The organism is Klebsiella sp. LY (assembly GCF_004010915.1).
GTDB classification, from domain to species: Bacteria; Pseudomonadota; Gammaproteobacteria; order Enterobacterales; family Enterobacteriaceae; genus Klebsiella; species Klebsiella quasipneumoniae.
In genome coordinates this window covers 4,311,041-4,333,026 of sequence record NZ_CP022444.1, presented here as the reverse complement: position 1 = coordinate 4,333,026, position 21,986 = coordinate 4,311,041, and the positions used below count along the sequence as shown (strand labels likewise).

At 56.1% G+C, this 21,986-nt stretch carries 17 protein-coding genes; 4 read left to right on the top strand and 13 right to left on the bottom strand.

Going from position 1 to position 21,986, the window contains the following annotated elements; all coding sequences use genetic code 11:
- Positions 1 to 19: 19 nt before the first annotated feature.
- From ihfB to CE636_RS24140, 6 genes are all read right to left on the bottom strand, one after another.
- Positions 20 to 307, bottom strand: coding sequence for an integration host factor subunit beta (gene ihfB, locus CE636_RS24165; protein WP_002898165.1), 288 nt, complete (start codon positions 305 to 307; stop codon positions 20 to 22).
- A 151-nt stretch (positions 308 to 458) separates the two neighbouring features.
- Positions 459 to 2,132, bottom strand: a complete 1,674-nt coding sequence (gene rpsA / locus CE636_RS24160) for a 30S ribosomal protein S1 (RefSeq protein WP_002898162.1) — start codon at positions 2,130 to 2,132, stop codon at positions 459 to 461.
- A 134-nt stretch (positions 2,133 to 2,266) separates the two neighbouring features.
- Positions 2,267 to 2,950 (bottom strand): (d)CMP kinase, encoded by a 684-nt coding sequence (gene cmk / locus CE636_RS24155; RefSeq protein WP_004201385.1) that lies wholly within the window; start codon positions 2,948 to 2,950, stop codon positions 2,267 to 2,269.
- Positions 2,951 to 3,124: 174 nt separating this feature from the next.
- Positions 3,125 to 4,408 (bottom strand): 3-phosphoshikimate 1-carboxyvinyltransferase, encoded by a 1,284-nt coding sequence (aroA, locus tag CE636_RS24150; protein ID WP_017899443.1) that lies wholly within the window; start codon positions 4,406 to 4,408, stop codon positions 3,125 to 3,127.
- Positions 4,409 to 4,481: 73 nt separating this feature from the next.
- On the bottom strand, positions 4,482 to 5,570 hold the full coding sequence (gene serC / locus CE636_RS24145; protein ID WP_004201383.1) for a 3-phosphoserine/phosphohydroxythreonine transaminase: 1,089 nt from the start codon (positions 5,568 to 5,570) through the stop codon (positions 4,482 to 4,484).
- Positions 5,571 to 5,758: 188 nt separating this feature from the next.
- Positions 5,759 to 6,451 (bottom strand): DUF421 domain-containing protein, encoded by a 693-nt coding sequence (locus CE636_RS24140; protein ID WP_004201382.1) that lies wholly within the window; start codon positions 6,449 to 6,451, stop codon positions 5,759 to 5,761.
- A 115-nt stretch (positions 6,452 to 6,566) separates the two neighbouring features.
- Between CE636_RS24140 and ycaO the strand changes: the two genes are divergently transcribed.
- From ycaO to pflA, 4 genes are all read left to right on the top strand, one after another.
- Positions 6,567 to 8,327: a 30S ribosomal protein S12 methylthiotransferase accessory factor YcaO gene (ycaO, locus tag CE636_RS24135; protein WP_025999161.1), complete on the top strand. Its 1,761-nt coding sequence runs from the start codon at positions 6,567 to 6,569 to the stop codon at positions 8,325 to 8,327.
- Between the two features lie 385 nt (positions 8,328 to 8,712).
- A complete protein-coding gene (gene focA, locus CE636_RS24130) occupies positions 8,713 to 9,570 on the top strand; it encodes a formate transporter FocA (protein ID WP_004201380.1) in 858 nt (285 codons plus the stop codon).
- 51 nt (positions 9,571 to 9,621) lie between these two features.
- Positions 9,622 to 11,904 carry a formate C-acetyltransferase gene (gene pflB / locus CE636_RS24125; RefSeq protein WP_004201379.1) on the top strand — a complete coding sequence of 761 codons (2,283 nt, stop codon included), beginning with the start codon at positions 9,622 to 9,624 and terminating at the stop codon, positions 11,902 to 11,904.
- A 191-nt stretch (positions 11,905 to 12,095) separates the two neighbouring features.
- Positions 12,096 to 12,836 (top strand): pyruvate formate lyase 1-activating protein, encoded by a 741-nt coding sequence (gene pflA, locus CE636_RS24120; RefSeq protein ID WP_002898145.1) that lies wholly within the window; start codon positions 12,096 to 12,098, stop codon positions 12,834 to 12,836.
- Between the two features lie 158 nt (positions 12,837 to 12,994).
- On the opposite strand, the gene CE636_RS24115 is transcribed toward pflA, so the two are convergent.
- The 7 genes from CE636_RS24115 to lolA form a co-directional block, all read right to left on the bottom strand.
- Positions 12,995 to 14,143 (bottom strand): MFS transporter, encoded by a 1,149-nt coding sequence (locus CE636_RS24115; protein ID WP_004201378.1) that lies wholly within the window; start codon positions 14,141 to 14,143, stop codon positions 12,995 to 12,997.
- Between the two features lie 274 nt (positions 14,144 to 14,417).
- Positions 14,418 to 15,281 (bottom strand): dimethyl sulfoxide reductase anchor subunit family protein, encoded by an 864-nt coding sequence (locus CE636_RS24105; protein ID WP_017899441.1) that lies wholly within the window; start codon positions 15,279 to 15,281, stop codon positions 14,418 to 14,420.
- A 1-nt stretch (position 15,282) separates the two neighbouring features.
- Positions 15,283 to 15,900 carry a DMSO/selenate family reductase complex B subunit gene (locus CE636_RS24100; protein WP_004201375.1) on the bottom strand — a complete coding sequence of 206 codons (618 nt, stop codon included), beginning with the start codon at positions 15,898 to 15,900 and terminating at the stop codon, positions 15,283 to 15,285.
- 10 nt (positions 15,901 to 15,910) lie between these two features.
- Positions 15,911 to 18,349 carry a dimethylsulfoxide reductase subunit A gene (gene dmsA, locus CE636_RS24095; RefSeq protein WP_017899440.1) on the bottom strand — a complete coding sequence of 813 codons (2,439 nt, stop codon included), beginning with the start codon at positions 18,347 to 18,349 and terminating at the stop codon, positions 15,911 to 15,913.
- Positions 18,350 to 18,547: 198 nt separating this feature from the next.
- Positions 18,548 to 19,840: a serine--tRNA ligase gene (serS, locus tag CE636_RS24090; protein WP_004201371.1), complete on the bottom strand. Its 1,293-nt coding sequence runs from the start codon at positions 19,838 to 19,840 to the stop codon at positions 18,548 to 18,550.
- 91 nt (positions 19,841 to 19,931) lie between these two features.
- Positions 19,932 to 21,275: a replication-associated recombination protein RarA gene (gene rarA, locus CE636_RS24085; protein WP_004201370.1), complete on the bottom strand. Its 1,344-nt coding sequence runs from the start codon at positions 21,273 to 21,275 to the stop codon at positions 19,932 to 19,934.
- An 8-nt stretch (positions 21,276 to 21,283) separates the two neighbouring features.
- Positions 21,284 to 21,895 (bottom strand): outer membrane lipoprotein chaperone LolA, encoded by a 612-nt coding sequence (gene lolA, locus CE636_RS24080; RefSeq protein WP_004201368.1) that lies wholly within the window; start codon positions 21,893 to 21,895, stop codon positions 21,284 to 21,286.
- Positions 21,896 to 21,986 lie beyond the last annotated feature (91 nt).

The window sequence follows — 21,986 nt, the reverse complement described above, 5'->3', positions numbered from 1 at the left end:
CGGTTGCACGTCGTGCAACTCAACCTTCATAAATATTGGCGCGGTCACGTAATTCTTTCCCGGGCTTAAAGTGCGGAACGTACTTACCTTCCAGTTCGACTTTATCACCAGTTTTCGGGTTACGTCCGGTGCGAGGTGCACGATAGTGCAGAGAGAAGCTGCCGAAACCGCGGATTTCAATGCGCTCACCTTGAGCAAGCGTTGAGGCCATATGTTCCAGCATTTCTTTAACAGCATCTTCCACCGCTTTCGCCGGAATGTGAGATTGCTGGCTGGCAAGTCTTTCAATCAATTCTGACTTGGTCATTATTCCTCCGGTTTCCTTCAAGGCAAAAATTAGCTAACAGCTTAAACAAGGGCGGCCGTAGCCGCCCTTTGTGCTTGATTACAGGACGAATCCTGCAATCTGTCAAGTAAACTCGTCACTATTCAGGTTGTTATTACCTGAATGACAAAGATTACTCGCCTTTCGCTGCTTTGAACGCTTCAGCCATGGCGTTGTTGGAGAAGTTCGCGTCTTCCTGCTTGTTCACGGTAGCGATAGCGTCTTTTTCTTCCGCTTCGTCTTTCGCACGTACAGACAGGCTCACTACGCGGTTCTTACGATCCACGCCAGTGAATTTCGCTTCAACTTCGTCGCCAACGCTCAGAACCAGAGTTGCGTCTTCAACGCGGTCACGGGATGCTTCAGAAGCACGCAGGTAACCTTCTACGCCGTCAGCCAGTTCTACGGTTGCGCCTTTCGCGTCAACTGCAGTGACTTTACCAACAACGATAGCGCCTTTCTTGTTCAGAGCAACGTAGTTGTTGAACGGATCTTCCGCCAGCTGTTTAACGCCCAGGGAGATACGCTCACGCTCTGCGTCAACCTGCAGAACAACTGCTGCGATTTCGTCGCCTTTTTTGTATTCACGAACTGCTTCTTCGCCTGCAACGTTCCAGGAGATGTCGGACAGGTGAACCAGGCCGTCGATGCCGCCGTCCAGGCCGATGAAGATACCGAAGTCAGTGATAGACTTGATTTTACCTTCAACACGGTCGCCCTTGTTGTGGGTTTCCGCGAACTGCTGCCATGGGTTAGATTTGCACTGCTTCAGACCCAGGGAGATACGACGACGTTCTTCGTCGATATCCAGAACCATCACTTCCACTACGTCGCCAACGTTAACAACTTTGGACGGGTGGATGTTTTTGTTGGTCCAATCCATTTCGGAAACGTGAACCAGGCCTTCAACGCCTTCTTCGATTTCAACGAAGCAGCCGTAGTCGGTCAGGTTGGTCACGCGACCGGTCAGTTTGGTACCTTCCGGATAACGTTTAGCGATAGCTACCCACGGATCTTCGCCCAGCTGTTTCAGGCCCAGGGATACACGGGTACGCTCGCGGTCGAACTTCAGCACTTTAACAGTGATTTCGTCGCCAACGTTTACGATTTCGCTCGGATGCTTAACGCGTTTCCAGGCCATATCGGTGATGTGCAGCAGGCCGTCAACGCCGCCCAGATCAACGAATGCACCGTAGTCAGTGAGGTTCTTAACGATACCTTTGACTTCCATGCCTTCCTGCAGGTTTTCCAGCAGCTGATCGCGCTCTGCGCTGTTTTCGGATTCGATAACGGCACGACGAGAAACAACAACGTTGTTACGCTTCTGGTCCAGCTTGATGACTTTGAACTCAAGCTCTTTGCCTTCCAGGTGCAGCGTGTCGCGCACCGGACGAACGTCTACCAGGGAACCCGGCAGGAACGCACGAATACCGTTCAGCTCAACAGTGAAGCCACCTTTAACTTTGCCGTTGATAACACCGGTAACAGTTTCAGCGTCTTCGTAAGCTTTTTCCAGCGTGATCCAAGCTTCGTGACGTTTAGCTTTCTCACGGGACAGCAGAGTTTCACCGAAGCCGTCTTCTACTGCATCCAGAGCAACGTCAACTTCGTCACCAACCTGGATTTCCAGCTCGCCCTGGGCGTTTTTGAACTGCTCAGCCGGGATGGCGGACTCAGATTTCAGACCGGCGTCAACCAGTACTACGTCTTTGTCGATAGCAACAACAACACCACGAACGATGGAACCCGGGCGGGTTTCGATTTCTTTTAAGGATTCTTCAAACAGTTGAGCAAAAGATTCAGTCATGTTTAATCTTCAGGTTAATATTAACGTCCACCTGGCTCCGTGCCGGATGGGGTTGTTTCACATACCCGCTGACCATCCATTGCCGCGGGGGTACTGCTATAATTCGGAGGCTTCGGCGCGTTACCGGTTAAGGCTTACGCAACGGCCAATTTTTCGCGCGCATATTGTAGCGCTTTTTCAATCACTTGCTCAATGTTTAGTTCGGTTGAATCGAGAACTAATGCATCGGCAGCCGGGACAAGCGGCGCCACGGCGCGATTTCTATCGCGATCGTCACGCTCTTTTATCTCGGACAAAAGACGTTCAAAGTTAACATCAAAGCCCTTTTCCTGCAACTGCCGCATGCGGCGATGCGCTCGCTCATCGGCCGAGGCATCGAGGAAAATTTTCACCGGCGCGTCCGGGAAAACCACCGTGCCCATATCTCGCCCGTCGGCGATAAGCCCCGGCAGTTCACGAAAGGCGCGCTGGCGGCGCAGCAGCGCTTCGCGAACGCGAGGGAAAGCCGCCACCTTGGAGGCGGCGTTCGCGACCTCCTGGGTGCGAATTTCGCCGCTGACATCTTCCCCTTCCAGCACCACTTCCAGGTTGCCGTCAGTAGAAATAAAGCGCACGTCAAGATGGGCAGCCAGGGGCACCAGCGCCTCTTCGGACTCCACGTCAACATGATGATGCAGCGCCGCCAGCGCCAGAACGCGGTAGATCGCGCCTGAATCTAACAGATGCCAGCCCAGCGCTTCCGCCATTGCCTTGCACAACGTACCTTTACCCGCACCGCCAGGCCCATCAATGGTGATTACCGGAATATTCGCCGTCATCTTTTTCTCCTTCAGCAAGGCGCATGGAATATAAACGCCGCGCATTATACGCATCAATACGCCGGAAAGTGAGCATTGCTTGTAAATTACGGACTACAGGAAATGAAAAGCAGAAGTTTTGCGCAATTATAGCGGGCTGACAGGACATCAGCCCGCGGGATGACAAAGTTTTACTCAGGCGAGGGTACTGATCCGCGCCAGTTGCTCAAAATAGTCGGGGAACGTTTTCGCCGTACATTTGGGATCAAGGATAGTCACCGGCGTATCAGACAGCGCCACCAGCGAGAAGCACATCGCCATCCGGTGGTCGTTATAGGTGCCGATTTCAGCAAACTTCAGCGTCGCCGGCGGGGTGATGCGAATATAATCTTCACCCTCTTCCACCTCGGCGCCTACTTTACGCAGTTCTGTCGCCATGGCGAACAGACGGTCCGTCTCCTTGACCCGCCAGTTGTAGATATTGCGCAGCGTGGTAGTGCCTTGCGCGAACAGCGCGGCGGTGGCGATGGTCATCGCGGCGTCCGGAATATGGTTCATATCCATATCGATAGCCTTGAGCTCGCCACGGGTGCAGGCGATGAAATCGTCGCCCCAGGTGACGGTGGCGCCCATTTTTTCCAGTACGTCGGCGAAACGAATGTCGCCCTGTACGCTGCCGCGGCCAATACCGGTGACCTTCACCGTGCCGCCCTTAATGGCGCCAGCGGCGAGGAAATACGAGGCCGATGAAGCATCCCCTTCCACCAGGTAATCCCCCGGTGACTGATACTGTTGCTTGCCGCGCACCACAAAGCGCTGATAAGACTGGTTGTCCACCTCAACCCCGAAGGTTTTCATCAGGTGCAGGGTGATGTCGATATAGGGTTTCGACACCAGATCGCCCTTAATGGCAATTACGGTATCCTGCGGCGCCAGCGGCGCGGCCATCAGCAGCGCGGTCAGGAACTGGCTGGAGACGCTGCCGTCAACGTCGACGTTACCCCCCTGGACCCCCCCGCGCAGGCGCAGCGGCGGATAATTGTCCTGCTCCAGATAGTCGATCTGAGCGCCGCCCTGACGCAGGGCATCCACCAGATGGCCAATCGGGCGCTCTTTCATTCGCGGCTCGCCGGTCAGCACGATATCGTTGCTGCCAAGGCACAGAGCTGCCGCCAGCGGGCGCATCGCGGTACCGGCGTTGCCGAGGAACAGCTCCAGAGCCGCTGCGGCATGCAGCGGGCCGCCGTTGCCGGTCACTTCACAGCGGGTACGGTCAGCAGACAGGGTGTATTGAACCCCCAGCGCACTCAGGGCATTCAGCATATGGCGCACATCGTCGCTGTCCAGCAGGTTGGTCAGCACCGTCGTGCCGCGGGCCAGGGCGGCCAGCAGCAGCGCGCGGTTGGAGACGCTTTTCGAACCTGGCAGGTTCACGGTGCCCTCTACGCGTGCGATGGGTTGTAACGTCAGGGATTCCATCAAACTTCACTCTCAAACAAACAGAATAAAAACCCCGCAGACAGGCCGCGGGGAGGAAGAAAGGAACGGGCGATTAACCGTGGCGGCGTTCAAAGTCCAGCATAAAATCGGTTAACGCCTTCACGCCGTCCAGCGGCATCGCGTTGTAGATGGAGGCACGCATGCCGCCCACCACCCGGTGGCCCTTCAGCGCGTGCAGCCCGGCGGCAAACGACTCTTCAAGGAACAGTTTATCCAGCGCGCTGTCCGCCAGCTGGAACGGCACGTTCATGCGGGAGCGGTTGGCTTGCGCCACATCGTTACGATAGAAGCCGCTGTTATCGATCACGCCATACAGCAGTTCGGCTTTCTGCTGGTTGATCTTGTCCATCGCGGCGACGCCGCCCTGCTGTTTCAGCCACTTAAACACCAGACCGGCCAGATACCAGGCGAACGTCGGCGGCGTGTTAAACATCGAGTCATTCTCGCTTAACACGGTGTAGTCGAGGATTGACGGGCAGGCCACGCTGGCTTTACCCAGCAGATCTTCACGCACGATAACCAGCGTCAACCCTGCCGGGCCGATATTCTTCTGCGCGCCAGCGTAGATCACGCCGTAGCGGTTGACGTCAATTTCGCGAGACAGAATAGTGGAGGAGAAATCGGCGGTCACGATGACGTCGTCGCCGAAGTTCGGCGTATCGTCAATCGCGATACCGTCAATGGTTTCGTTCGGGCAGTAGTGCAGATACGCCGCGCCCGGCGTCAGCTGCCACTCGCTCATTGGCTTGACCGCGCGCTTGCCGTCGACGGTGATTTTCGCGTCGATGACGTTAGGCGTGCAGTATTTCTTCGCCTCTTTGACCGCGCTGGCCGCCCAGTAGCCGGCGTCCACATAGTCAGCGACGTTTTTATCGCCGAGGATGTTCAGCGGGATCCCGGCGAACTGGCCGCGGCCGCCGCCATGGCAGAACAACACTTTATAGTTGGAAGGGATGTTCAGCAGAGAACGGAAGTCCTGTTCTGCCTCTTCTGCCACCTGGATGAACTCCTTACCACGGTGACTGATTTCCATGACCGACGTACCCAGACCGTGCCAGTCGCACAGTTCCTGCTGAGCCAGTTTGAGTACTTCCGCCGGCAGCATTGCCGGGCCCGAACTGAAGTTATAGACCTGAGCCATTTCCCCTCACCACGTTGCTATGTTGTTTTGCCCGCGAACCGCCGCGGGCATAAGTTATTCCTGTGGCTATCGGTTTTATCATTCAGTGACACGGTCCGCAATGGCTAAAACTCGCCGACGGCAAAACGCGGCGGCCGTCACACAACAGAATCTATCGGCTTGACGTAATAAAACCGACATATTTGCTGTCAGGTGAGCCGTTTCGCCCGGCTGGCCTTCGACCATTCTGCATTTGCGCAGCGGGGACATATTCGCTTTTCTCCCGCCTGCATCGCCATCACGATGCTGCAGCGTACGCAGGCGTAGATCCCTTCCTGAGGAATAGTGGTATAGCGCGTGGTGCAGTGCGTCGGGAGGATCGACAACCCGGCCCTCACCTCGTCATCGGGATAATAAAACACGCTGATCTGGCCGTTGGTTTCAAGGATCGCCAGCCGCACCTGGCCGAGCTGCTCGACGCTGTTGACCCGCAGCTCCATAAAAAATTCGAATTCGGTCATATTTTCCGCATGCAGTTTCTCCCAGGCCAACTGCCCCTCCTCCACCACCACGATAGGTTTCCCCTCCAGCAGATCCTCCAGCTTTTCGCTATGCCCCATCAGCCACATGATGCCGCGATAAAGCAGCGCCAGCGTGACGAAGACCACCAGCACCGGCAACAGCGGGACATCGTCATAAAACGCCACGTCCCCCGCCGCCGAACCGAGGGTCAAAATAATCAGCACCTCAAACAGCGACATCTGCCGCACGCCGCGCCGTCCGGTAATTTTGAGGAAAATAAAGACCAGAACGAAGGTGTAGAGGCTGCGCAGCGCCACCTCGCCGAGAAATTCCACCGGCACTTTATCGAGCGCCATCCGCTGCCAGTCAAAGGCTTTCATTATCATCTCCCTGAGCATTAAAAGATGTCTCTAAGCATAGCCAGATGATGGAGATAGCACCTGTCAGATAAAAGCCGTATCATTGCGCGCTTTCCGTACGACAAAAGTGATCGCCATGACCCAAACGTTTATTCCCGGCAAAGATGCCGCCCTGGAAGATTCCATCGCTCGCTTCCAGCAAAAATTGCTCGACCTCGGATTTGATATCGAAGAGGCCTCGTGGCTGAACCCGGTGCCGCACGTGTGGTCCGTTCACATTCGCGATAAGGAATGCGCGCTGTGCTTTACTAATGGTAAAGGCGCCACCAAAAAGGCAGCCCTCGCCTCCGCGCTGGGCGAATATTTCGAGCGCCTGTCCACCAACTATTTTTTCGCTGACTTCTGGTTAGGCGACACTATCGCTAATGGCCCGTTCGTTCACTACCCGAACGAAAAGTGGTTCCCGCTGACCGAAGACGACGAGGTCCCGGAAGGCCTGCTGGATGCTCGTCTGCGCGCGTTCTACGATCCGGACGATCAGCTGACGGCCAGCATGCTGGTGGATCTGCAATCCGGTAATGATGAGCGCGGCGTGTGCGGCCTGCCCTTTACCCGCCAGTCCGACGGCGAAACGGTCTATATTCCTATGAATATCGTCGGCAACCTGTATGTCTCCAACGGCATGTCCGCCGGCAACACCCGTAATGAAGCTCGCGTGCAGGGCCTGTCCGAAGTCTTTGAGCGCCACATCAAAAATCGCATCATCGCCGAAAGCATCAGCCTGCCGGAGATCCCGGCGGAGGTCATGGCGCGCTATCCGGGCGTCGTGGAGTCGATCGCCAAACTGGAAGCCGAAGGTTTCCCGATCTTTGCCTATGATGGCTCGCTGGGCGGCAAGTATCCGGTTATCTGCGTCGTGCTGTTTAACCCGGCAAACGGCACCTGCTTCGCCTCTTTCGGCGCCCACCCGGACTTCGGCGTGGCGCTGGAGCGTACGGTCACCGAACTGCTGCAGGGCCGTAGCCTGAAAGATCTCGACGTCTTCACGCCGCCGACCTTCGACGATGAAGAAGTCGCCGAGCACGCTAACCTCGAAACCCACTTTATCGACTCCAGCGGCCTGATTTCCTGGGATATGTTCAAGCAGGATGCCGACTATCCGTTCGTGGACTGGAGCTTCTCCGGCACCACAGAAGAAGAGTTCGCCACCCTGATGGCCATCTTCAAGGCCGAAGATAAAGAAGTATATATCGCCGACTACGAGCACCTGGGCGTTTACGCCTGCCGTATCATCGTCCCGGGGATGTCGGATATTTACCCAGCGGAAGATCTGTGGCTGGCGAACAACAGCATGGGCGCTCATCTGCGCGACACCATTCTGTCCCTGCCGGGCAGCGAGTGGGAAAAAGAAGATTACCTGGCGCTGATCGAGCAGATGGACGATGAGGGTCTGGATGATTTCACCCGCGTTCGCGAACTGCTGGGCCTCGCCACCGGCAAAGACAACGGCTGGTATACCCTGCGCGTCGGGGAGCTGAAAGCCATGCTGGCCCTGGCCGGCGGCGATCTGGAGCAGGCGCTGGTCTGGACCGAGTGGACCATGGAATTCAACGCTTCGGTCTTCAGCGCCGAACGTGCTAACTACTATCGCTGCCTGCAGACCCTGCTGCTGCTGAGCCAGGAAGAGGAGCGTCAGCCGCTGCAATACCTGAACGCCTTCATCCGTATGTACGGCGCCGAGGCGGTCGAAGCCGCCAGCGCGGCGCTGAGCGGGGAAGCGCCGTTCTATGGCCTCCAGGCTGTCGACAGCGATCTGCAGGCCTTCCCGGCCCATCAGTCGCTACTGAAGGCTTATGAAAAACTGCAGCGGGCGAAGGCGGCGTTCTGGGCAAAATAAGCCCTAAGCGCGCCATCGTCGTTGCCAACAACGGAGCCCAATGTGGCTCCGTTGATTTCACCTGACGAGGTGGCCACTATAGTTTGTAGTTGTAAAGTTAATTAATAGTAAATAACGCGCTTATAACATTTACCATTCGTTAATTTTAAATAAAATACTCCATATTAATTAACTCAATAAATGGCGTGAAAACGAAAAAATTCAACATAATTTATAAATTTTAAAATTTATTTTCCTCATAATATTCAATCAGTTAATTCAATAAATCACAAAAACCACACACTAAAAAGGCATATAGTTCCGGTGAGATATGATCTATATCAATTTCCCTTCTATAATGCTTTGTTAGTATCTCACCGCCAACTTATATAAAGAGAGAGTTAGTGTGAAAGCTGACAACCCTTTTGATCTTTTGCTCCCTGCCGCGATGGCGAAAGTCGCCGAAGAAGCAGGTGTCTATAAAGCAACGAAGCATCCGATGAAGACCTTTTATCTGGCGATCACCGCTGGCGTTTTCATCTCCATCGCTTTCGTATTCTATATCACCGCGACCACCGGCACTGCCGCGATGCCTTATGGGATTGCCAAGCTTATCGGTGGGGTCTGTTTTTCCCTGGGTCTGATTCTGTGCGTTATCTGCGGCGCTGACCTCTTTACCTCTACGGTATTGATCGTGGTGGCGAAAGCCAGCGGTCGAATTACCTGGGGGCAACTGGCAAAAAACTGGCTCAACGTCTATTTTGGTAACCTGGTGGGCGCACTGCTGTTTGTGCTGCTGATGTGGTTATCAGGCGAATATATGACTGCCAACGGCGGTTGGGGGCTTAATGTCCTGCAGACCGCTGACCACAAAATGCACCATACTTTTGTGGAGGCCGTGAGCCTGGGTATCCTCGCTAACCTGATGGTTTGTCTCGCCGTATGGATGAGCTATTCCGGTCGTAGCCTGATGGATAAAGCGATGATCATGGTCCTGCCGGTAGCGATGTTCGTTGCCAGCGGCTTTGAGCACAGCATCGCCAACATGTTTATGATCCCGATGGGTATCGTAATCCGCAACTTTGCAAGCCCGGAATTCTGGACCGCAATCGGTTCGACTCCGGAAAGTTTCTCTCACTTGACCGTTATGAACTTCATCACTGATAACCTGATTCCGGTAACTATCGGGAACATTATCGGCGGGGGTCTGCTGGTCGGGTTGACATACTGGGTCATTTACCTGCGTGGCAACGACCATCACTAAGGGTTGTTTCAGGCAGTAAATAAAAAATCCACTTAAGAAGGTAGGTGTTACATGTCCGAGCTTAATGAAAAGTTAGCCACAGCCTGGGAAGGTTTTGCGAAAGGTGACTGGCAGAATGAAGTCAACGTCCGTGACTTTATTCAGAAAAACTACACCCCATATGAAGGCGACGAATCCTTCCTGGCTGGCGCGACTGAAGCGACCACCAAGCTGTGGGACACCGTAATGGAAGGTGTAAAACAGGAAAACCGCACTCACGCGCCTGTTGATTTTGACACTGCCCTGGCTTCCACCATCACCTCTCACGACGCAGGCTATATCGAGAAAGGTCTGGAAAAAATCGTTGGTCTGCAGACCGAAGCGCCGCTGAAACGTGCGATCATCCCGTTTGGTGGTATTAAAATGGTTGAAGGTTCCTGCAAAGCGTACAATCGCGAACTGGACCCGATGCTGAAAAAAATCTTCACCGAGTACCGTAAAACTCACAACCAGGGCGTTTTCGACGTCTATACTCCGGACATCCTGCGCTGCCGTAAATCCGGCGTACTGACCGGTCTGCCGGATGCTTACGGCCGTGGTCGTATCATCGGTGACTACCGTCGCGTTGCGCTGTACGGTATCGACTTCCTGATGAAAGACAAATTCGCCCAGTTCAACTCTCTGCAAGCGAAACTGGAAAGCGGCGAAGATCTGGAAGCGACCATCCGTCTGCGTGAAGAAATTGCTGAACAGCACCGTGCGCTGGGCCAGATCAAAGAGATGGCGGCTAAATATGGCTACGACATCTCCGGTCCGGCAACCACCGCTCAGGAAGCTATCCAGTGGACCTACTTCGGTTACCTGGCTGCCGTGAAATCTCAGAACGGCGCGGCAATGTCCTTCGGTCGTACCTCCAGCTTCCTGGATATCTACATCGAACGTGACCTGCAGGCGGGTAAAATCACCGAGCAAGACGCGCAGGAAATGGTTGACCACCTGGTCATGAAACTGCGTATGGTTCGCTTCCTGCGTACCCCGGAATACGATGAACTGTTCTCCGGCGACCCGATTTGGGCAACGGAATCCATCGGCGGTATGGGCGTTGACGGCCGTACTCTGGTGACCAAAAACAGCTTCCGCTTCCTGAACACCCTGTACACCATGGGGCCGTCTCCGGAGCCGAACATCACTATCCTGTGGTCTGAAAAACTGCCGCTGAGCTTCAAGAAATTCGCGGCTAAAGTGTCCATCGATACCTCTTCTCTGCAGTATGAGAACGATGACCTGATGCGTCCGGACTTCAATAACGACGACTACGCTATCGCATGCTGCGTAAGCCCGATGGTTGTTGGTAAGCAAATGCAGTTCTTCGGTGCTCGCGCCAACCTCGCGAAAACCATGCTGTACGCTATCAACGGCGGTGTGGATGAAAAACTGAAAATGCAGGTGGGTCCGAAATCTGAACCGATCAAAGGCGACGTCCTGAACTTCGACGAAGTCATGGAGCGCATGGATCACTTCATGGACTGGCTGGCTAAACAGTACGTCACTGCGCTGAACATCATCCACTACATGCACGACAAGTACAGCTACGAAGCCTCTCTGATGGCGCTGCACGACCGTGACGTTATCCGCACCATGGCGTGTGGTATCGCGGGTCTGTCCGTTGCTGCTGACTCCCTGTCTGCTATCAAATATGCGAAAGTTAAACCGATTCGTGACGAAGACGGTCTGGCTGTTGACTTCGAAATCGAAGGCGAATATCCGCAGTTTGGTAACAACGATGCTCGCGTCGATGACATGGCCGTTGACCTGGTTGAACGTTTCATGAAGAAAATTCAGAAACTGCACACCTACCGCAACGCGATTCCGACTCAGTCTGTTCTGACCATCACCTCTAACGTGGTATATGGTAAGAAAACCGGTAACACCCCAGACGGTCGTCGCGCTGGCGCGCCGTTCGGACCAGGTGCTAACCCGATGCACGGTCGTGACCAGAAAGGCGCTGTTGCCTCTCTGACCTCCGTAGCGAAACTGCCGTTTGCTTACGCGAAAGATGGTATCTCTTACACCTTCTCTATCGTACCGAACGCACTGGGTAAAGATGACGAAGTTCGTAAGACCAACCTGGCGGGTCTGATGGATGGTTACTTCCACCACGAAGCGTCCATCGAAGGTGGTCAGCACCTGAACGTGAACGTGATGAACCGCGAAATGCTGCTCGACGCGATGGAAAATCCGGAAAAATATCCGCAGCTGACCATCCGCGTATCTGGCTACGCTGTACGTTTTAACTCCCTGACTAAAGAACAGCAGCAGGACGTTATTACCCGTACCTTCACTCAGACCATGTAATTCCCTGTCTGACTGAAAAAGCGTACAATAAAGGCCCCACATCAGTGGGGCCTTTTTAACAAGCAATCCCCGCCCTAGCCTGCTTTGCCAGTTATCTATACTTTGGGTATCTGTCAAAACAGACTCGACACAGCCGCTGAGCTGTGCACCAACACGGCCCCGGATGGGCCACATCTGGAGAAAACACCGCAATGTCAGTTATTGGTCGCATTCACTCCTTTGAATCCTGTGGCACCGTTGATGGCCCGGGCATCCGCTTTATTACCTTTTTCCAGGGCTGCCTGATGCGTTGCCTGTACTGCCATAACCGTGATACATGGGATACCCACGGCGGCAAAGAAATCACCGTTGAAGAGCTCATGAAAGAGGTGGTGACCTATCGTCACTTTATGAATGCTTCCGGCGGCGGCGTCACCGCATCGGGCGGTGAGGCGATCCTGCAGGCGGAGTTTGTTCGCGACTGGTTCCGCGCCTGTAAGAAAGAAGGTATTCATACCTGTCTCGATACCAACGGCTTTGTCCGTCGCTACGATCCGGTTATCGACGAACTGCTGGAGGTAACAGACCTGGTGATGCTGGATCTCAAGCAGATGAATGATGAGATTCACCAGAACCTGGTCGGCGTCTCTAACCATCGTACGCTGGAATTCGCCCAGTATCTGGCGAAGAAGAATATCAATGTCTGGATCCGCTACGTGGTGGTTCCGGGCTGGTCAGACGATGATGACTCCGCGCACCGCCTGGGTGAATTTACCCGCGATATGGGCAATGTCGAAAAAATCGAGCTGCTGCCATACCATGAGCTGGGCAAACACAAATGGGTAGCGATGGGCGAAGAATACAAGCTGGACGGCGTCCATCCGCCGAAGAAAGAGACCATGGAGCGGGTAAAAGGCATCCTTGAGCAGTATGGTCATAAAGTGATGTACTAATCCCACCCGGGCCGGTGAAGCACCTATGCCGGCCTGCAACGGCGTGGGAAGCCGTGTCCGTCCAGCCGTTTCTCATGCAAAGCGGCAGGTTGGCTGTGCAGCAGCAAGCTTAGGTAATTGAAGCGGATGACGCGCAGCATGCGCTGCGCGTTACAGGATCAGGCGTGCGCCACCGGCGTTGGATGATGCCCGGCTTTGCGCAGCAGGGTCAGCAGATAGATAAACGACACGCTGGCGATCATGATAAACAGCAGGTTATCCGAGAAGTTCTGCATCAGCATCGCCGTCAGCGTCGGGCCCAGCAGGCTGCCGATGGTATAGCTCATCAGCAGCGCCTGGTTCATCGCCACCAGCTGATGGTGCTCCACTTTCTCACAGGCCCAGGCCATCGCCACCGGATACAGCGTGAAACCGGATGCCCCAAGCACAAACAGCGCCGGCGCCATTGCCGCCTGGCTGAGCATCGCCAGACATCCCAGAATCACCACAAAAACCTGCACCCGCAGCACCAGCAGGCGACCGTAGCGGTCTGCCAGCCGCCCTACCGGCCATTGGCCGAGGATCCCCGCGCTCACCATCACCGCCATCCAGAAGCCAATGCCGGCGTCGCTGACGCCCTGATGGTTCAGCCACAGCGGCATCAGGCCATACAGCGAACCGAGGACAATCCCCGAGATAATACAGCCATTGACCCCGTGGCGCGCCTGGCGCAGCTTAAGCATCGGCCAGATCCGTACCGTTTCATGCGGCTCTTCGGCCTGCCCCATAATGCGGGTAAACAGCAGCGGCAGGATCGCCGCCAGCGCCAGGCCCGTCACCCACGGCAGGACGCTCATTAAATCAGTGGGTAGTTTACTGACCATCAGTTGGCCGAGTACGGTACCAACGTAATAAACCATCATGTACGCCGCCAGCAGACGACCGCGGCTGCGAGAAGTGCCGCTGCAGACCAGCGCGCTTTCCACTACCACCCAAATCATCGCGCAGCCTACGCCGGCGATAAACCGCCAGCTCAGCCACGTCCAGAAGCCCACGGTGATCCCCAGCCCTACGCAGCCGACGGCAAAGATTAACGACGCGAGATAATAGCTGCGGTTAAACCCCAGGCGCTTGATCACCCAGCCGGCAAGCAACGTACCGGCCAGGTTGCCGGTAAAATAAGATGACCCCACCATGCCGACCTGCCAGGTTGGCATATTTTCATGGGCGAGCCACAGCGGGACGAGCGTATTCAGCACCGCTATCGCCAGGGTCAGTAAAAGCAGGCCACAGAGCAGCATTTGCACTGGCCGGGTGTAGATGGTCATGGGTAAAAACCGTGAGGAATGTTCAGATCGCGAGCGCATCATGCCACCGCTAAAAACATTGTCAATCCACCTGAAATCAGGCCTGATGCGGTTTTGCAGGGCACGATAGAAGTTTTTTATCCACAGAAGGGGGAAAGGTGAGGCAACAAATAATACGCTATTGTTTTTCTTAATTTATTAATAAATCCCGGCGTTAATTTCAGTCGAAAAATTTCATCTATCAACAGCACGTTTTCATCATGCCGGCACGCCTGCGCCGGCATGATGACGCTGATTAACTGGCGATAGCCATCCCGACGGTCATATGCAGACCATAGAATACGCCGCGGCCAATCATCTCTCCCGCCAGCACAAGAACAAACGCCAGGCCGAGCAGCGAGAGCGCCGGCTTGCGGCCGCGAATCTGCGGTACGCACCAGCAGGCCAGGGCCAGCGCCAGCAGCACCACGCGCCAGGCCATAAGCAGCCCATAATCCGGCACCAGGGCGGAGGCCTGCTGAATTGAGCTGCGGATAGTGGCGAGTTCACTCCCCTGCATCAGGACCACCACAATACTCGCCAGCAGCGCCAGCAAAGTGACCACCGGCAGCAGGCGCATCGCCCAACCGTCGACGCCTGCGACGCGCAGCAGCAGATAGCCCAGCAGCGGGCCGCCGATAAACAGTGTCAGGAAGAAGCTCAGCGGCGTCCAGACGGTATACCAGGTCGGCACCGTGTCGATGGTGTTATAGACCCGCACCATCATCCAGACGAAGATCACCCCCAGCGCCATGGTCGCTACCAGCCACAGGCTACGCAGTCCGGCAGGCAGCTTTTTGCACACGGCCAGCAGCCAGCCAATCCCGCCAATGGCGAAGAAGATCGCCCCGCTGGCTATCTCATTACTCAGCGACGAGGCCCCCACGCGATTGAGCGAGTTAAAGGCCCGCAGCGGCGAACCGAGGTGCATTGTCGAGGCGATAAACCCGATCCCCATCAATACCCACAGGCCGAACATGCTGCCCACCACGCGCTGCTCCTGCTCACGGGGAAGCTTACCCGTCATCAGCGTCAGCGCCAGGACGATGAAGCCGCCCGCGACGCACTGGCCGAAGACCGTAAAGATCATCAGCGGCCATTCATGCCATCCGTTTCCCATCTCACACCTCCTTCGGGTTCGCCAGGTAACCAGTGGTATCGCCACACGGCCGGGCATTGGCGTTAGGTTTGATCACGATGCTCGGCCGGGTAAAGTGCGCCGAAGGCAGCGGCGCCACCGCCGCCAGCTGGCCGTGCTTAGCGCGCAGTTCGGCAATCGGCCCGAAATCGAGCGCCCGCAACGGGCAGGACTCGACGCAGATCGGCTTTTTCCCTTCGGCGACGCGCTCGTGGCAGCCGTCGCACTTAGTCATATGGCCTTTATCGGCGTTATACTGCGGCGCGCCGTACGGACAGGCCATATGGCAGTAACGGCAGCCAATGCAGACCTCTTCGTTGACCACCACAAAACCGTCTTCGCGCTTGTGCATCGCACCGCTCGGGCAGACTTTGGTGCAGGCTGGATCTTCGCAGTGGTTACAGGCGATGGAGAGGTAATAGGCGAACACGTTCTGATTCCAGACGCCGTTATCCTCCTGCCAGTCGCCGCCGGCATATTCATAGATGCGGCGGAAGCTGACCTCCGGGGTCAAATTTTTGTAGTCCTTACAGGCCAGTTCGCAGGTCTTGCAACCGGTGCAACGGGCGGAATCAATAAAAAATCCATACTGAGTTGTCATCGGTTACTCCTTACAGCTTCTCAACCTGGACGAGGTTGGTATGCGACGGGTTTCCCTTCGCCAGTGGCGAGGGGCGCTGGGTGGTCAGTACGTTAATGCTGCCCGCCTGATCCACGCGCGCGGCATCCGGGTTATACCAGGCCCCTTCCCCCAGCGCGACGACGCCCGGCATCATGCGCGGCGTCACCTTCGCTTCGATATGCACTTCCCCACGGTCGTTGAAGATACGAATGCGATCGCCGTTGGCAATGCCGCGCTGGCGGGCATCGATCGGGTTAATCCACATCTCCTGCCGGCAGGCGGCCTTCAGTACATCGACGTTGCCGTAGGTCGAGTGGACGCGAGATTTATAGTGGAAGCCGGTGAGCTGTAGCGGGTATTTCGCTGTCAGCGGATCGTTGTAGTTTTCGAAACCCGGGGTGTAGATCGGCAGCGGATCGATAACATCCCCTTCCGGCAGCTCCCAGGTGGCGGCGATTTTCGCCAGATCCTGCGAGTAAATTTCGATCTTGCCCGAAGGCGTGGTCAGCGGATTAGCCTGCGGATCCTCACGGAAGGCTTTGTAGGCCACATGATGACCTTGCGGATCGCGCTGCTTATAGATGCCCTGCTGACGGAAGGTGTCGAAATCCGGCAGGTCGGGAATCGCTTTGCGCGACTGCTCATACAGATAGCGCATCCAGCCTTCCTGGGTACGGCCTTCGGTAAATTTCTCCTCGACGCCAAGGCGCTTCGCCAGCTCGCTGGTCATCTCATAGATGGTTTTACATTCGAAACGCGGCTTAATGGCCTGGTCGGCAAAGATGACGTAGGACATGTTGCCGCAGGAGGCATCTAGCGCGAAATCCATCTGCTCAGAGGCGGTGCAGTCCGGCAGCAGAATATCGGCGTATTTCGCTGACGAGGTCATATGACAGTCGATGACCACAATCATCTCGCACTTCTTATCGTCCTGCAGGATTTCGTGGGTGCGGTTGATCTCAGAGTGCTGGTTGATCAGGCAGTTGCCCGCATAATTCCAGATCATTTTGATCGGCACATCGAGCTTATCTTTGCCACGCACCCCATCGCGCAGGGCGGTCATTTCCGGACCACGCTCAATCGCATCGGTCCACATAAACATCGAGATGCTGGTCTGAACAGGATTCTCCAGCGTCGGCATACGTTCAAACGGCAGGCTGTAGGAGCCCTCGCGCGCGCCGCTATTGCCGCCGTTGATCCCGACGTTACCGGTCAGAATGGCGAGCATCGCGATAGCCCGGGTGGCGATTTCGCCGTTGGCATGACGCTGCGGCCCCCAGCCCTGGCTGATATAGGCCGGTTTAGCGGTGGCAATTTCGCGCGCCAGTTTAACAATGCGTTCACGCGGAATACCGGTAATCGTCGAGGCCCACTCCGGCGTTTTGGCGATACCGTCAGTGCCCTCGCCAAGAATGTAAGCTTTGTAATGACCATTGGCTGGCGCACCGGCGGGCAGCGTTTTCTCGTCGTATCCCACGCAGTATTTATCGAGGAACGGCTGATCGACCAGATTCTCGGTGATCATCACCCACGCCAGACCCGATACCAGCGCCGCATCGGTGCCGGGGCGAATCGGGATCCATTCATCTTCGCGTCCGGCGCCGGTGTCGGTATAGCGCGGATCGATAATGATCATCCGGGCATTGGATTTCTGGCGCGCCTGCTCAAGGTAGTAGGTCACCCCGCCGCCGCTCATCCGCGTTTCCCCGGGGTTGTTGCCGAACAGCACTACCAGCTGGCTGTTTTCAATATCCGACGGGCTGTTGCCATCTGCCCAACCGCCGTAAGTGTAATTCAACCCGGCAGCAATCTGCGCGGATGAATAGTCGCCGTAATGATTGAGATACCCGCCGCAGCAGTTCATCAAACGGGCAATCAGGGTTTTCCCCGGCGGCCAGGAGCGGGTCAGCGTGCCACCCAGCGTGCCGGTGCCGTAGTTCAGATAGATGGACTCGTTGCCGTAATCTTTAATCAGCCGCTGCGTCGTGCTGGCGATGATATCGAAAGCCTCTTCCCAGCTGATTTGCTCGAATTTACCCTCACCGCGTTTACCTACGCGCTTCATGGGATATTTCAGCCGATCGGGGTTATAAACCCGGCGGCGCATAGAACGTCCGCGCAGGCAGGCGCGCACCTGATGCAGGCCGTCATAGTTATCGTCACCGGTATTATCGGTTTCAACGTATTTAATCGCGCCATCCACCACGTGCATGCGCAGCGGGCAGCGGCTACCGCAGTTGACGGTGCATGCGCTCCAGACCACCTTCTCACTGGCCGGGGCTGGCGTGTCGGCGGCATGGGCCATACGGGAAAAGGGTAACGTTAGTGCGTTGCTGGCCAGCGCCAGGCCGCCTATTGCCGTGGTTTTCATCAGACCACGGCGGCTTACCTCAGCAGCCAGTAAAGCATCGGGGGCTTTAATTTTCATGGATACTCGCTTTGGTTGCTCACAATAAACTGATAAGCGCTATATAGTCATATATATAACGCTTTGAAATATTATTGGTTTTTTATGCTGATTTAATCCAAAGGGAGTATCACTGCATTCGCGGAAGGGATTATTGCCCGGTATCAATAAGGGTGTAAAAAAAGCGCCCGCAGGCGCTTTTAAGGGAGATGGTAAAAATTAACCGATATATTCGAGGCCGCGCATATACGGGCGCAGGATTTCCGGGATCTCGATACGGCCATCGGCCTGCTGATAGTTTTCCATCAGCGCCACCAGCGTACGACCAACCGCCAGGCCAGAACCATTCAGGGTATGAACGAGACGGGTCTTCTTGTCGGACTTGCTGCGGCAGCGAGCCTGCATACGACGCGCCTGGAAATCCCAGACGTTAGAGCAGGAAGAGATCTCACGGTAGGTGTTCTGCGCCGGGACCCACACTTCGAGGTCATAGGTTTTGCAGGCGCTGAAGCCCATATCGCCGGTGCACAGTGCGACCTTACGGTACGGCAGGCCCAGCAGCTGCAGCACTTTCTCGGCGTGGCCGGTCATCTCTTCCAGCGCCGCCATGGAGTCTTCCGGACGGACAATCTGCACCATCTCAACTTTATCGAACTGGTGCATACGGATCAGACCGCGGGTGTCGCGACCATAAGAACCCGCTTCGGAACGGAAGCACGGCGTATGGGCGGTCATTTTGATCGGCAGATCGTCTTCATCGATAATTTCATCACGCACCAGGTTGGTCAGCGGCACTTCCGCCGTCGGGATCAGCGCGTAGTTGCTGCTGTCAGCCTCTTCTTCCAGCGGACGAGTATGGAACAGGTCGCCGGCGAATTTCGGCAGCTGGCCGGTGCCATACAGGGTGTCCTGGTTTACCAGGTACGGGACATAGTTTTCGCTATAGCCATGCTGTTCAGTGTGCAGATCCAGCATGAACTGCGCCAGGGCGCGGTGCAGACGGGCCAGCTGGCCTTTCATCACCACGAAGCGCGAACCGGTGAGCTTAACGGCGGCGGCAAAATCCAGCCCGCCGTGCATTTCACCCAGCGTCACGTGATCGCGCACGTCAAAATCGAACTGGCGCGGCGTGCCCCAGCGGCTGACTTCAACGTTGTCGTTTTCGTCACGGCCAACCGGCACGTCATCGTGAGGAATATTCGGGATCGCCAGCGCGATATCGCGGATTTCCGCCAGCAGCGCTTCAAGCTCGGATTTTGCGGCATCCAGCTGTTCGCCGAGTTTGTTCACTTCCAGGCGTAATGGCTCGATGTCTTCCCCGCGCGCTTTCGCCTGGCCAATGGATTTCGATCGGGAGTTGCGCTCCGCCTGCAGGTTTTCCGTTTGCACCTGCAGAACTTTACGACGCTCTTCAAGCGCGCGAAGTTTATCTACATCCAGCTTAAAGCCCCGGCGTGCCAGTTTTTCTGCGACTGCGTCTGGCTCGGTACGCAGCAGATTGGGATCGAGCATGCTTATCCTGTGCTTATCGAATTAAAAAAAGAAAAGTGGCCGCAGGCTACGGCCACGGAAATAGTGTAATAACCTTACCGCAACGCCTCAATTAGCGGTAGCGTTTTATCGGGCTATTTTGATCCTGTTCAGCGAGCCAGGCGAGCTTTTCGCCAATTTTGCCCTCAAGCCCCCGGTTTGTCGGGTGATAATAGCGCGTTTGCGCCATTTCCTGCGGGAAGTACTGCTCGCCGGCGGCGTAGGCGTTAGGTTCGTCATGAGCGTAGCGATACTCCTGCCCGTAGCCCATCTCTTTCATCAGCTTCGTCGGCGCATTGCGCAGATGCACCGGAACGTCATAGTCCGGACGGTCTCGCGCATCGGCCAGCGCCGCTTTAAAGGCGGTGTAGACCGCATTGCTCTTCGGCGCGCAGGCCAGATAGACAATAGCCTGGGCTATCGCCCGTTCGCCTTCCGCCGGCCCGACGCGGGTGAAGCAGTCCCACGCCGATATGGCCACCTGCATCGCCCGCGGGTCGGCGTTGCCGACGTCTTCCGAGGCAATCGCCAGACAACGGCGGGCAACATACAGCGGATCGCCTCCGGCGGTGATGATCCGCGCGTACCAGTAAAGCGCCGCGTCCGGCGCGCTACCGCGCACCGACTTATGCAGGGCGGAAATCAAATCGTAGAAACGGTCGCCTTTATTATCAAAGCGCGCGCTGCGCTCGCCGGCGATCTCGGTCAGCAGTTCAGCCTTCAGCACCCGCTTGCCCGCATCATCGCTCTCGGCCATATCGGCCATCATTTCCAGGGTATTCAGCGCCCGCCGCGCGTCGCCGTTTACCAGTTCGGCGATGGCCCTGCGGGTCTCATCCGGCAAAACGATATCCTGGCCGCCGTAGCCGCGGGTTTTATCGTTCATCGCCTGGTCAAGCACCCGCTCGATATCGTCGGTAGTGAGCGATTTCAGTAAATAGACGCGGGCGCGGGAGAGCAGCGCTGAGTTAAGCTCAAAGGAAGGGTTTTCGGTGGTCGCGCCAATAAAAGTGATAGTGCCATCTTCAATATGCGGCAGAAAGGCATCCTGCTGGCTTTTATTGAAGCGATGCACTTCGTCAACAAACAGAATCGTTCGTCGGCCGGCGTTGCGATTCTGCCGCGCGCGCTCAATGGCCTCGCGGATCTCTTTCACCCCGGAGGTCACCGCCGAGATCCTTTCGACATCGGCGCTGGCATAACGGGCGATAACTTCCGCCAGGGTAGTCTTGCCGGTACCCGGCGGCCCCCAGAGGATCATCGAATGCAGGTGCCCGGCTTCGATCGCCCGCGGCAGGGGTTTGCCCGGCGCCAGCAGGTGCTGCTGGCCAATATACTGCGCTAAATTTTCTGGCCGCATGCGAGCGGCCAGAGGTTGAAACGCGTTGTCGGAAAAATCGAGCGACAGATTGCTCACTTTCGCCTCTACTTACGTTGATCGTCCACCGTCACCCCTTTCGGCGGCGTAAAGGTGAACTTAGATGCGTCGACGGCGCCGTTCTGCTGCGATTTCAGCTGATAGCTGCTGCGCTGATCGTCCTGCTCGACGGCGCTGAACTGATGGATGGTGCCGTCCCGACCAACGTTGATCGTGAACTGCTTCAGGTTGCCGCTGCCGCTTTTCGGCGTCAGCACAAAATCATCGCCGTTTTGTTTGATATTGTACTGCTGCCAGTCGCTGGACTGGTTGCGGGCAATCAGCATAAACGGCGTGTTGCTGGTGGCATCTTTCAGCCAGGTCGCCGTGGCCTGCTCGACGAACGGGTTATAGAACCACAGGGTTTTACCATCCGAAACGAGGACGCTCTCATCCGGCTGGGTCATATGCCAGTTAAACAGATTCGGGCGTTTTACCCACAGGTCGCCCTGTCCGTCCTGCACGGCGTTGCCGCTGCCGTCGGTGACTTTTTGCGTGAAGCTGGCATGGAAGCTGCTCACTTTATCAAGACGGCTTTTTAAGTCACTGGCCGCATCTGCCCAGACCTGGCTGACGACCATACCAGACAGTAATGCACAGGTGATTGCGAGTTTTTTCATTGTTCTTCCTTAATGTGCGTCACTCCCGACGCGGGAGCCTCTTCTGCCCCTAATGTAGGACCGCCGACGGCGGCGGGACAGAAGAATTGGC